8 protein-coding genes are annotated in these 12,816 nt (G+C 44.2%); 7 read left to right on the top strand and 1 reads right to left on the bottom strand.

Going from position 1 to position 12,816, the window contains the following annotated elements; all coding sequences use genetic code 11:
• The first annotated feature begins 233 nt into the window (after positions 1–233).
• The 7 genes from ffh to C7Y69_RS03900 all read left to right on the top strand — a co-directional run bounded on the left by ffh (position 234) and on the right by C7Y69_RS03900 (position 11,211).
• Complete coding sequence (gene ffh / locus C7Y69_RS03930) at positions 234–1,664, top strand: signal recognition particle protein (RefSeq protein ID WP_126871887.1); 1,431 nt, start codon at positions 234–236, stop codon at positions 1,662–1,664.
• Between the two features lie 163 nt (positions 1,665–1,827).
• Entirely contained in the window at positions 1,828–3,888 is a 2,061-nt protein-coding gene (locus C7Y69_RS03925; RefSeq protein WP_126871886.1) for a YncE family protein, read from the top strand.
• Positions 3,889–4,172: 284 nt separating this feature from the next.
• Positions 4,173–4,583: a hypothetical protein gene (locus C7Y69_RS03920; RefSeq protein WP_126871885.1), complete on the top strand. Its 411-nt coding sequence runs from the start codon at positions 4,173–4,175 to the stop codon at positions 4,581–4,583.
• A gap of 334 nt (positions 4,584–4,917) precedes the next feature.
• Entirely contained in the window at positions 4,918–8,682 is a 3,765-nt protein-coding gene (locus C7Y69_RS03915; protein ID WP_126871884.1) for an ATP-binding protein, read from the top strand.
• Positions 8,679–9,314 carry a condensin complex protein MksE gene (locus C7Y69_RS03910; protein WP_126871883.1) on the top strand — a complete coding sequence of 212 codons (636 nt, stop codon included), beginning with the start codon at positions 8,679–8,681 and terminating at the stop codon, positions 9,312–9,314. Before C7Y69_RS03915 ends, C7Y69_RS03910 begins: the two co-directional genes overlap by 4 nt.
• Entirely contained in the window at positions 9,311–10,531 is a 1,221-nt protein-coding gene (locus tag C7Y69_RS03905; RefSeq protein WP_126871882.1) for a phosphoenolpyruvate carboxylase, read from the top strand. Before C7Y69_RS03910 ends, C7Y69_RS03905 begins: the two co-directional genes overlap by 4 nt.
• 260 nt (positions 10,532–10,791) lie before the next feature.
• Positions 10,792–11,211: a TerB family tellurite resistance protein gene (locus C7Y69_RS03900; protein ID WP_126871881.1), complete on the top strand. Its 420-nt coding sequence runs from the start codon at positions 10,792–10,794 to the stop codon at positions 11,209–11,211.
• 231 nt (positions 11,212–11,442) lie between these two features.
• Here the strand turns inward: C7Y69_RS03900 and nhaD are convergent, their stop codons facing one another.
• On the bottom strand, positions 11,443–12,687 hold the full coding sequence (nhaD, locus tag C7Y69_RS03895) for a sodium:proton antiporter NhaD (protein WP_126871880.1): 1,245 nt from the start codon (positions 12,685–12,687) through the stop codon (positions 11,443–11,445).
• Between the last annotated feature and the right edge of the window lie 129 nt (positions 12,688–12,816).

The following is a 12,816-nucleotide window of genomic DNA, read 5'->3' as shown; positions in this document are numbered from 1 at the left end:
TCTTTATGCAAGTACCATGTATTGGGGCAATAGAGTTCGTTTAATTCCCTCGCATGCAAGCCTACGAGATGAGACAATAACTATCTGGATTAGTTTAATGGCGGCTCATGGCAGGCTTGTATGCATGAGCAGTAGACAGAGGAAAGAAATTTCCTTCACTAGACGGTACGTTAAGTCGCCCTTTTACGTTACAATAGGCGCATTACGTCTGAAATAAATAGAAGTTTCATACTATGTTTGAAAATTTATCAGAACGCTTAGGCCAGACATTACGAAATGTCAGTGGTAAGGGGCGTCTTACAGAAGACAACATTAAAGAAACGCTTCGCGAAGTGCGCATGGCGTTACTTGAAGCGGATGTTGCATTACCGGTTATCAAATCCTTCGTTGCACAAGTTAAAGAACGTGCGGTAGGGACTGAAGTCACCAAGAGCCTTAAGCCTGGCCAAATCTTTATTAAGATCGTTCAGTCTGAGCTAGAAGCGGTGATGGGGGAAGCTAACGAAAAGCTAAACCTAGCTACCCAGCCACCTGCGGTTATTTTAATGGCCGGCCTGCAAGGGGCGGGTAAAACCACCTCTGTAGCTAAGTTAGCTAAATACCTAACAGAACGTGAAAAGAAAAAAGTCATGGTAGTGAGTGCCGACGTTTATCGCCCAGCGGCGATCAAACAGTTGGAAACTCTTGCTAGCGAAGTGAACGTTGCTTTTCACCCATCAACTATTTTGCAAACGCCTATTCACATTGTTGAAGGCGCCATTGATGAAGCGAAGAAAAACTTTTTCGATGTACTGCTAGTTGATACCGCGGGTCGTTTACATGTCGACAATGACATGATGAACGAGATTAAAGATTTACATGCTGCTGTGAAGCCAATTGAAACCTTGTTCGTGGTTGATGCCATGACAGGCCAAGATGCGGCTAATACAGCAAAAGCGTTCAACGATGCACTACCATTAACCGGCGTAATCTTAACGAAAGCCGATGGTGATGCGCGCGGCGGTGCTGCCCTTTCTGTTCGTCATATTACAGGTAAACCTATTAAGTTTATCGGTATGGGCGAGAAAGTAGATGCGCTAGAGCCATTCCATCCAGAGCGTATCGCGTCACGTATTTTAGGCATGGGTGATGTGCTCAGCTTAATTGAAGAAGTAGAACGTAAGGTTGACCGCAATAAGGCGGAGCAACTGGCCAAAAAAGTTCAAAAAGGCAAGGGCTTCGATCTGCAAGATTTTAAAGATCAGCTTGAGCAAATGAAGAACATGGGCGGCATGATGGGAATGATGGACAAACTGCCTGGTATGGGCGGTATGTCAGAAAAGATTAAAGAACAAGCTAACGACAAGCAGTTCAATCAGATGGAAGCCATCATTAATTCGATGACACCCGCTGAACGCTCTCGCCCTGATATCATCAAAGGGTCTCGTAAACGTCGTATTGCTGCAGGTTCTGGTACTCAGATTCAGGATGTGAACCGTTTACTTAAGCAGTTTACCCAAATGCAAAAGATGATGAAGAAAATGTCTGGCGGCGGCATGAAAAAAATGATGCGCCAGATGAAAGGTATGATGCCTCCAGGTGGTCCTGGCGGTCCAGGTGGATTTGGTGGCGGCGGAGGCCCAGGTGGCTTCGGCGGCGGTGGCGGTATGTTCCCCCCAAGATAGCTGTTAAAAATTGATTATTTTGAAAGCCTCATTTGACTAAATGAGGCTTTTTTTATTTTTTTGCATCTAATTCTATGTGCAAGTCGTTTGGTTTAAGTGACAGGGCGTTAGCAGTTTCACGCGTCTACTTAATCTGAGAGCACGTATAATGGAGTTACACTGCATGAAAATGGTAAATACAACATCAAACACACTTAAATTAACGGCTATTTCTGTAGCGGTGGCCATGCTGTTATCTGGTTGTAATGGCGACGACGGAAAAGATGGTATAGACGGCGTTGCTGGTATGGATGGCGCAGACGGAAGTAACGGCGCACCAGGCTTGCCTCAAGGCCAATTTCTTATTGCCAATAATGGTGAGAGCAATAGTGGCACCGTAAGTCTTGTTGACCAAAACGCGAACACGCTTGAAACGCTAACCACAGGCGCAAATGAAGGTGTCGTTTTCACCCAAACAGGCAGCGTAGTGCAAGCAGGAGACAGCGATACGCCCTTGTTACGTACTTTATGTTCCTTATCAAGCAGCACATCAGGCATGTATTCAGCAGATGCTGACACAGAAATTAGTGGTGCCAACACAGGACTAACTAACCCGAAAGGAATTGCAGTAGCTAATGACGCGGGCATTATCTTTGCTGCCGACTTTACTGGTATGCGCATTAGTATTTTTGGTAGCCAAGCTGCTGGCGATGTGGCTCCGGTAGCGGAAATTGTAACCGCAGCCCAACCTTGGGATGTGGCATTTGATGAAGATTCAGACCGCTTATTTGTGGCACTAACCGATGGTACCATTGCGGTATACGATGATGTGATAGCCTCTGAGTTTGCCCCAACAGTGACGCGTACTATAGTGCCTTCAGATAGCGATGGAAACCAAATCTCTGTTAACGCTCACGGTATTGTTTACGAGCCTATGTCAGACAGATTAGTGATATCGGATGTTGGTGATGCTGCCGTAGCTGACGATGGGCAACTATTTGTGCTTACCAGTGCAGCCTCTGCTGATGGTGCTACCGTACCTACCAGAACTATTGGCGGTGCATTAACGGTATTAGGTAATCCTGTTGATATTGCGCTTACCGGTTCTACTTTGCGCGTGGCTGAAAAGTCGAATGACGCTATTCTTGTCTTCACCAACATATTTAGTGGTGAGAGTGGCGACATAGCTCCTGACCTTGTTACCTCTACCAGTAAGCCTGAATCAATAGCTGAATTAACAGATGTAGAAATGCAAATGGACGCGTCTGACAATGGTCTATCTACCATGCCCATCAAGGGGCTTAGTGTAACCAGTAATCCTGGAGAAGCTAGCGATACCACCGGCGGTGTTACGCAGTATAGCGCCACATTAAGCAGTGAATTAGCTAGCTTCGATAGCACTATTAGTATTGAGAGCGCAACTTACACCGCCGTGGGGGACGGGTATATTACCTTTGATGATACGGCAACCAGTACAGGTGGCATATTGGTAGTAAACCGTCTTAAATCTACCCGTAATGACGGTATGTATAATACGTCTTACGACCATGAGATTAGCGGTGATAGCACGGGACTTATTGCGCCTAAAGGTATTGATGTTTCATCAAACGATAATCTTATATTTGTTGCCGATATAGATGCCAGCGCACCAGGTGTTCGCATTTTCTCAACGTGTGCCGCAGGTAATGTTGCTCCGTTGCTTACGCTAACGGCATCTAACGGCGCTAGCCCTTGGGATGTTGACTATGATGCAGAAACAGACCAAGCGTTCTTAGCGCTGACTAACGGTACTGTCGCGGTATTTGAAGATGTGGTGCGTAAACTTAATAGTGGAATGGACACTATTGACGGTGAAGACCGATTAATTACGCCCGCAATGTCGGGAACGGCTGTTGCCGCGCCTACGAATATTCATGGTATCGATTACGATGCACAAAGCGACTCATTGGTCATATCAGATGTGGGTAGCGCAGCAGATGCCACCGATGGAAAGCTCTATGTTATTCCAGGTGCTAAAAACGCAAGTGGCCTAACGGATATGTCGGTATCTATCTCTGGTCCGTTAAGCATGTTAGGCAACCCAGTCGATTTGATGTTAAGTAACGGTCATGTGTATGTGGCTGAAAAATCGAATAGTGCTGTATTGCGTTTCGATAATATTCTAAATCAGGCATCTGGTGATATGACGCCTAGCTACAGTGTTCCATTTACTGCACCTGAATCGGTATCTGTTTTACTAAATTAATAGCGCTATGCAGTCAATAATAATGCGAAGGTAGGGAAAACGGCAACTGAGTGATTCCTGCTTTGAAGCATTAAAGGTGCTAAGTTGAAATACTAAATTGATGGACTAAGTTGAAGTGCTAATCTGAAACGAAAAGGGGCTAGTTAATAGCTCCTTTTTTGTGCCTTCACATTGTGAAAAAACGAGTCCGCCACGGATAAGTTGAGTGAAAGCTCAAGCATTTAGTTAACTATCTTCTATATTAAAATAAAGCTTCTGATAAAACGGGCGAGTGCTTAGTTAAAATGAAGAATAAACATTATGTTATTAGACGAGACAATAATATTGTTGTCATCCACGTAAAAGGTGCGTGGGACGCAATGATTACTGAGAGCTTTAGCAAAGCCTTTAAAGATACAGGTCGAATGATAAGCCACGCGCCATGGGCACATTTAGTTTATTTTGATGAGTGGGCGTTATCAACTCCTGATGCAGAGCCTGTAATCAACGAAATGCTGGTGTGGGCGGAAGCAAATAATATGACCCATACCGCGAGAGTCTATAAAGACAACGCATTAAAAACCTATCAGCTTGACCGTATGATCGATCTGCAAAAACAAAAAGGGTCAACACGCCACTTTGAAACTGCATCAGATGGTTTTGACTGGTTGGCTGAACACGGGTTCAACGCTGAAACCGCAAGGGTATCAGAGTAAATAGATAACCCGATTAACTCACTTTTCTCCCTATAAATATGCTCACATCTTGTCCTGCTTTTGCCTAGCCTAGTTCTTTGGAACAAAGCGCATGTTAATATTGAGCAGCCTTTGAATAAAAAAGCAGCATTCATTTGCTCTGGCATGCCACAAACCCTTTTCCCATCTGTGCAAATCATTCAATTCATAATACACTGACCGGCTAATTAACCATTTAACAAGCGTGTCTAAAGACAGTAATAGTTTGTTAAACATGGAATGATAAAGACGGTTGATTAACGTGGTAGTAGCTTATTCAGGCTACATGCAAAGACTCAAAAATATAGGATACTGAATGGCAGGCTTAAAACGTATTGTTCTCATCGATACCCATTTACCGGGTGTAGTAGAATTGAAGCTTGATGGGCATACCAACATTTGTGGTACAAATGCATCGGGTAAAACTACCTTGCAGCGGCTCATTCCGGTTTTTTACGGCGAATATCCTAGTCGTGTAGTACCTGCCACCCGTGACAGTTTTGAACGTTGGTACTTACCTCGTTTATCTAGTTTCATTATTTATGAGTATGCGCGCGCCGATGGTGATTTGTGCCAAGCGGTCTTAAGCTCCAATGGTACGGGTGTTAACTATCGTTTGGTGGGTAAGCCGTTCGATATTGATGATTACTTAATTAAGCAAAAAAGTGGCAAGCACATTAGCGTAAGTAGCGCTGAACTTGCCCGCGCCATGAAACGCAATAACGTGATGGTAACCAGCTTACTTAACACCAAAGATTTCCGTGCAATTGTGCAAAACGATCATGGTGTATTAAACCAAAGCGGTAACGGCCGAGAGCTGTTAGGTTACGCTAAAATATTTAGCCTGTGCGAGCCAAGCAAGCACATGCGTCATATCGAAAAACTTGCAAAAGCGGTGCATTCGAAAGAAGGCAAGATGGAAACCATCAAAGCCATGATTGCCGCTATTTTGGAAGAAGACGGGGTAACACCGCCTACTTCAGGTTTAAGCCGTCACCGTGTTGATGACTGGATTAAAGAGTGCCAGTTAATCAAACAGTTCGACAATATTCGCCCTGAGTTCAGCAAGCTTGAACAAGCCGATATGGCGTTAAGCAGCACTGAGCAACTATTAGCTAACTTAAAGCACAGCTTTGAGTTGGATAAAGTGCATCTATCTACCCGCGTTGATACCACTAAAAACGAATTAGATGAGAATACATTTCAGCGTAAACAAACGGATAGTCAGTGGCACGATACCCGCGATCACCTTAACCAAGTTATTTCCTCTGCCCGTGCTGATGTTGAAAAATACACCAGTGAACTCGATACCGTTGAGCGTGAATTCGATAAATGGCAAGACCAGAATATTGACCAGTTAAAAGAAGACGTTGCCAATTTAGCGCAATGGCAAAACGCCCGTGAATTGGCCGACAGCCGCTATCTATTACTTACCGAAAAACACCAAGATATTGAATCAGCTTATAACAAACGATTGGCTGAACTAGGCGATAAGTTGTCACTTTCGTTAGAGTCGCTATCAGCGGCTAGGCAAGAGGCAGCGGAAACCAAAGCAGAGCAAACCCAACAAGAACATGAAGCCATTGCCCGCATTCGCGATGATTACGCAGGCCAGCTCAGCACCTTACAAGCAAATTATCAAACCGCATCTGGCGAACTTAAAGTCGCGGAAGCTGAACTAAAGGCCTCGCTATCTAACGCGGGTTACAACGAATTTGAGCAGTCGCAATTAGATTTGCTTGATGCCGCTACTAAAGAAGCGTCAGTTAACGAAGATGCAGCTCGAGCGGCTTACCGACAAACTCAGCAAGCCCATAGTAAAGCGGTCCAGTTTAGGCAAGATGCTTCAAACGCCCTTGATAAAGCGCGCGTTGCCTTTCAAAAAGAAGAAAGTGCAGTTTCAAAAATCAATAGTTTGCTGTACCCAGGTGAGGGCTCATTGCTAGAGTTCTTACGTGCCAATGTTGATGATTGGGAATTAACCCTAGGTAAAGTACTTCGCCCTGAATTGCTCGACCGAAACGACTTAAGCCCCAGCGTGACTAAAGCTGCCGAAGACGCTAAATCGAACGCTAAATCGGACGCTAAATCAGACACCAGCGAAACTAGCACTTCGCTGATGGGCATCAACTTAGCCCTCTCAGAGCTTGAAACGCCTGAATACGCGCAAACTGAACAAGCCTTGAAGCAACAACTTCAATTAGCCGAAACTCGTCAAGCGGCATCACTTGCTGCGCAAAATGAATGTGAAACGCGCTTAGCTAAAGCCAATGAAGATGTTCGCAATGCTGAATTGTCGATGACGCAAAAAGACAATGCGGTTAAAAGTGCTGAAGCTAGCCGTAAGCGCACTCAACAAGACCGTGATAGCCTGTTAAGTGAATATCAGCAGGCGCTTTCCGCGCGCAAGCAAAAGGCGAAAACAAAGCTTGAAGCTAATCTTCAAGCCCAAAAACAAGCCAAAGCCCAATATGAACTTAGCCGTGACGAAATAAAAGATCAGCAGCGAGAGTCGGAAACAGAACATAGCTTCCATTGGCAACAGCTAATTGCCGATAGCACAGGGCGTATTTCTCAAATTGATAAAGACATGCAGCAGGCAAAAGCGAATGCCGCTCGCGACCGTGAAGACATGCAGAAGTGGCTTGAAAATGAGCTGAATAATCGCGGTGTAGATATAGACGAAATAGGTCAGCTTAAAAAGCAAATTAATAAGCTGAAAGAAGATATAAACCGCACTGAAGCCCACCGCCATAAGGTGGCTGATTATGAACGTTGGTATGCCAACATTTTCACTAAACAAAAAGTGGTGTGGCAGGACGAACTAGCGAAAGCACGGAAATCTTTAGGAGAATCTGAACGCGGTTTAGCTCAAAAACAAAGCGAGTACAAAGCGACGCGGGAACAATTACAAGAACAGCAAGCTTTACTTGAAGCTAGGCTGAAGACAGCAACAGATCAACTAGAACAAGTTCGAACGTTAAGTAAGTCACTCAGTAAGCTTACCCTGCAAGCCGCGAAAGAGTTTACTGAAATTAAGCATGACGATGTCAGTGTGAACCAGCGTATTTCTGAAGTTCAAGGGCACTTGCAAGAACGAGATACCCTTTATAGTGATATTCGCGCCTATGTAGAAAGGTTTGATCAGTTAATAGCAGCGCAAGCTGGAACTGGGCTTTCTGATACATGGGAACGGGCTCGCGAAGAATGCGCCACCATTAACGCCCATGGAGTAAAGAGCTTCGACCATCGCCGTATGGTATCGCACTTATCTCAGCTGCTTAACGTGATAGTACCTCAGAAACTGCAAGGCCTACGTGAGCAAGGCAGAATATTCGGTGCCGATTTGTCTCAGTACTACTTTGTACTTGCAGATATAGACAAGCGTATTGTGTCGCAAAGCCGCCGAATTACCCAAGAAGTCGACGGTGAGTTGTTCCTAGATGGCGTGTCTGATTCAGCTGTGAAAATTCGATCTCGCATTAGCGAGCTAGAATTTTGGCCAGAACTAGAGCAGTTTAGAAAGCTGTACGAGCACTGGATGGAAGAGGGCGCAAATACCTTGCCTGATGAAGAGTACGGGCTAAGTATGCGTCGTGTGCTAGACATTTTAGGGCGCGCTGCACTTACTGGCGGCATCAGTAAATTGCTTGATATCGAACTTCATTTACGTGAAGGCAAGAGCGACTTGGTTATTCGCACCGATCGCCAGTTAAATGAATCGTCTAGTCATGGTATGGCTTACCTTATTTTATGTAAATTCTTACTGGCCTTTACCCGTTTATTGCGAGGCGATGCAGAAGCAACCGTACACTGGCCAATTGATGAACTAGGTACGCTGCATCAAAGCAATGTGAAGAAAATATTTGATGCCTGTCAGAATAATAACATTAGCGTAGTCGGGGCGTTTCCTAATCCTGAATCGGAAGTACTTACTTTGTTTGAAAACCGCTACTTAATTGACAAAGTAACCCGCCAGTTGCAGGTGGTTCAGCCTAGAACCAGTGGTATTGCCGCTCGCCTACAAGCAAAAAAAGCACAAGATAAAGGGAACGCCGCTAGCCAGGAGACATTATCATGATGACTGAACAAGGCCGCGTGTTAAGCGCACTATTGCAAGGAACGTTTATTTGTCAGGTTACTGACGAAGAAGCATGGCGTTTTTTAAAAAACCGTGAAAAAGCCCAGCAACTAGAGCCACATTTAGCCATGCTAAATCGCACACTTTCAAGCACAGCTGAAGGCGATGTGTTTTTTGCCAGTTACCTCACCATTGGTGAGGCAGAGCGCAAAATGCTAACGCAACAGTTTCAAGATACTGCGTCTAATTTAGTGCCGCTGGTGGAATGGTTATTGTTAGTACAACAAGCCAATGAATCTGATATGCCGGTTACCATGGGCAATGCTATTCGCTTGAACGAACTGCAAACCACTATTGAAGATACCCCTGCGTATGCCGAGCAACTAGAGAAAATTTCTCGTTACCGCATGTTTGGTTCTACCAGCGTGAATCTAGATGGTCAGTTAAAGCAGGTATTTAAGCGCCTAACTGAAATGGGCTACTTAACCAAGCCAAACCCAGAAAAGCAGATTTACCTTGCCACCGGTAAGGTAGAGCACCTTTATGAAATGCTGCGTTTTATTGATGAAACCGAAGCGCTAAGTTTATCTGAGCAAGCTGATGCTGCTATAACCCAGGGTAGTTTGTTATGAGCCAAGCGCTTATTCAAACAGGCACTCGCTTACTGAATGCATTGGGTAAGCACAGCGACCTTATCATGCAGGCTTATATTAGCGGCACGGTTGATGAGCAAAATCACAGCCCTAAAGTATTAGGGCAACTGGTGCAGCTTGGCGTGCTTTGGCGCCCAGAGTCACAAAGTGAGTTGCGGCTTAAAAGCGCGGTGCGTACGTTACTAGAAGGTAGCTTACAAGACGAAAGAAACCGTACGATTAATGCTAATATCGGTGCCTCGCTAGCGAGCTTAAAAACCTTAGCCGAGCATTACAAAGAAGCCCTGCATTATAATAAATACAACGAATCTGCTGCTCATATGAGCGATTTAACCGAACATGTGTATCAACTGTCTGAGTCATTATCGAACAGCGTACGTGTGTTGTTCGGGCGTATAACTAATGAGTTTGGTTATGTGTCGTCGGTAGATGCGAAAATTCGTGAAAACGAACTGGCGCAAGGGCAAGTTACTGACTTGCTGTCACAGCTGGAATGTTTCCGCTTTGACGAATTAAGTGAAATCGCTGGCTCAAACCGAGAGCTTCGCCATTTGCTGGTGGTGTCTTTGCAACAGCGCTTTTCAAAAGCCGCGCAAGAACTCTCAGTAGTACAAGCGCGCTTGATAGATTTACTCGGGCGATTCAGAGAATTCCAAGGTCGTACTCGCTTACTTAAGGGCTACTTGCTGCACATGGAGCAACACCCTGACTTTGCGCCGGGTAACTACACTAACTTGACGCAAGTGCCAATTCTGTTTAATCAATCGAACAGCGTGATTAGTGCTGCTGCGCCAGATGTGAATAACGTTGAGCACGAGAATGATTATCAAGAAATTGTGTCCTCGCTTACGCATATTCATCAGCGTAAAGGAAAACATGACGAAGCCGACGAGCCACAAGATATTGATGTAACCGCACAATCTACGGTATCTCTTGAAAAGGATGAACTACAGTTGGCCATAGAAGACTTTTTCTGTGAAGTCATTGATTCGGGCCAACCGAAAACCGCGTTAACCTACTACGAAGAAAAAGCATTAGGATTTGATCGAGAGGTCTGGATGTATCAAGTGATTGGCGGCTATCAAGCGCTTGCCGATCAAGAAAAGCAATTTTTTGCCCTCGATCCCCATGGTGAAAATGACAAAACGTTTACGGGGAACTTCTACATTAATGATATCACCCTAGGGCTGCGTTAGCGGCTCTATCCTTTTCAATTATATTCACACTTAGTTTGGGCTTCTTATACGCATATTTACTTGGATCCCACGGTAAAAAGACTATAATGAAACAGTTATTTTACATTTATTTCACACATTGAACTTAATTGTTCATGGTGTCGTAATATAGCTGTCAACGAGCAGGAGCAACATTAAAACTCTCGTTAGAAACATAAACTGCCTAGCAGGATGCGGGCAAGTAGTGGTGCCAATGCGTATGGCACGAAGAGGATGAAACTATGCAACTTTCACAGCAACAAACCTTTAATCAAGCACTTATCAAATTATCTGTTTTGCTATACCAAGTAGACGGTATGGTGACGCTATCCGAACAAGATTATCTCAATTCAATGGTTGAAGAATTAGACTGGCAAAGTCCAATTTGCCGAGAAGCTTTCTTAAACGATACGATTTATCAGACCAGACAAGCTATTGATACTGGCGATGAACTTGAATTCATGAGATCGCTAAAAGATGACCTGGCTTTTGACGCGGAAAAAACCCTAGAGGTTGCCATGGCAATTACTGGCGTAGATGGAGAGCGAAGTGAAGCAGAAACAGAGCTTTTATCAGTACTTACTCATAAACTGTTAGCAAAGGCATTGATAGCAGGCAGCAGTACGCTGCCCAATCAGGTTAGTAGCCAAGCTCCGCACTAACTTCCTAGAGCTCGTATGCATCATATGTATCTAGCGCTCGGTAAACGCCTAGCGCTTAGCACGATGTAAAGCACACAAGTTACTTTTTTGTATCAAAGCTTGGTAACAAGCCTTTTAATAAGATTGGCAACTAAGCTTGGTAGCAAAGGCAGGTAGCAAAGACTGGGTCACTGAATAGTGATTTCAGTACATTTTCTCGCTAGTAGATTGTCTTGCTAGTACATTGTCTTGCTAGAACAATGCATTAGCTAACAGCAATACCATGGTGTAGCCAACACTATAGGCAAGTAGTAATAGGCCAGAGTAACGAAGGAAGGAAGCAAACGTTAGCCCTTCCACTTTACTCATGGCCACAATGCCTGCTGCAGATCCTATCACCAATAAAGAGCCACCCACACCTACCGCATAAGTGAACGATAACCACTCGGGCGTCGTCATTGCTATTTCAGCTTTTAACAATGCTGCGGTTAAAGGTACGTTATCTATCATGGAAGACATTATCCCCATCAGATAATTAGCCACACTTACAGGCAATGAATCGTATAAATACATGAAGCCGTTAAGTGCATGAATATGTTCCAACATACCTACAAGCAATAGTACGCCTAAGAAAAACAGCAGGGTGTCGAATTCAATGTAACGAATGTAGTCAAGTATGGGGTCGTTGTCGTTATGTTTTCCGTAGAGCGTTGCCACCATGAACATAACTGCCATACCGGTTAAAAAGCTAAGTACGGGTGGAATGGAAAACATGACGTTGGCGGCCAGTGTAAATATTATGGTAGCAAGAAATATGGCGGCAATGATGTAATCTACGGTTGCAATATCATTTCGCTGTTTTTTAATTCTTACTTCCCCGGTAATGCCAATACTCAATAATGCTGCTAGCAACATCACGGTAATAAAGGAAGGACCTATCAGCATGAGAAGTTCGGTAATAGATACTTTGTGTTGTAGGAAAATCATCAACGTTGTGACATCGCCGGTAATTAATGACACCCCACCAGAATTGACGGCAAACACCACCAACACAGAAAAGCGGATGGTTTGTTTCAATGGCAAGCCCAGAGATAGCACGAGCGCAATTGAGACCAAAGTTGCCGTAATGTTATCGGCTAATGAGGAGAAGCAAAAACTGAAAATAGCAGTAAAGAACAATAATGCTTTCAGGCTAATTTTCTTTGGCATCACAATATTCATCACATTTTCAATTAACCCTTTTCGGTTTAAATATGCCACGAATGTCATCGCTGCCACCAAAAATAACCACAGTGTGGAAATCTCAGTAAGGTTAGTCATCAATGCGTCGTTGATGTGCTCGGTCTGAGAAATAGAGGAGGAAAATATAAATAGAAGCAACCAAGAGATAGTGCCAAGTAACAAGGTGGTTTTGGCTTTGTCTACATGAATAAGGTCTTCGAAGATAACGCACAGTAGCGCAAGAATGGCGATGACAATAAGTGCCACGTCTAACATGGTGTCAGTTCCTAACAGCAATTTTTATTCGCGCGGATTGTAAAAGCTAGGGAATGAAATAAACAGTGAAATGGGCATGAATGAACCATTTTATGCGATACTTTAACTATCAGTGTGATAACTTTTCGC

It is taken from the genome of Alteromonas sp. KS69 (assembly GCF_003989595.1).
GTDB lineage: Bacteria > Pseudomonadota > Gammaproteobacteria > Enterobacterales > Alteromonadaceae > Alteromonas > Alteromonas naphthalenivorans.
The sequence above is the reverse complement of the archived record's forward strand: the minus strand, read 5'-3'. Positions and strand labels throughout refer to the sequence as shown.

What these genes read in the sequence shown, in the direction of transcription:
- ffh (WP_126871887.1), top strand. Translation starts at nt 234, where the DNA reads ATGTTTGAAAATTTATCAGAACGCTTAGGCCAGACATTACGAAATGTC.
- C7Y69_RS03925 (WP_126871886.1), top strand. Translation starts at nt 1,828, where the DNA reads ATGAAAATGGTAAATACAACATCAAACACACTTAAATTAACGGCTATT.
- C7Y69_RS03920 (WP_126871885.1), top strand. Translation starts at nt 4,173, where the DNA reads ATGAAGAATAAACATTATGTTATTAGACGAGACAATAATATTGTTGTC.
- C7Y69_RS03915 (WP_126871884.1), top strand. Translation starts at nt 4,918, where the DNA reads ATGGCAGGCTTAAAACGTATTGTTCTCATCGATACCCATTTACCGGGT.
- C7Y69_RS03910 (WP_126871883.1), top strand. Translation starts at nt 8,679, where the DNA reads ATGATGACTGAACAAGGCCGCGTGTTAAGCGCACTATTGCAAGGAACG.
- C7Y69_RS03905 (WP_126871882.1), top strand. Translation starts at nt 9,311, where the DNA reads ATGAGCCAAGCGCTTATTCAAACAGGCACTCGCTTACTGAATGCATTG.
- C7Y69_RS03900 (WP_126871881.1), top strand. Translation starts at nt 10,792, where the DNA reads ATGCAACTTTCACAGCAACAAACCTTTAATCAAGCACTTATCAAATTA.
- nhaD (WP_126871880.1), bottom strand. Translation starts at nt 12,687, where the DNA reads ATGTTAGACGTGGCACTTATTGTCATCGCCATTCTTGCGCTACTGTGC.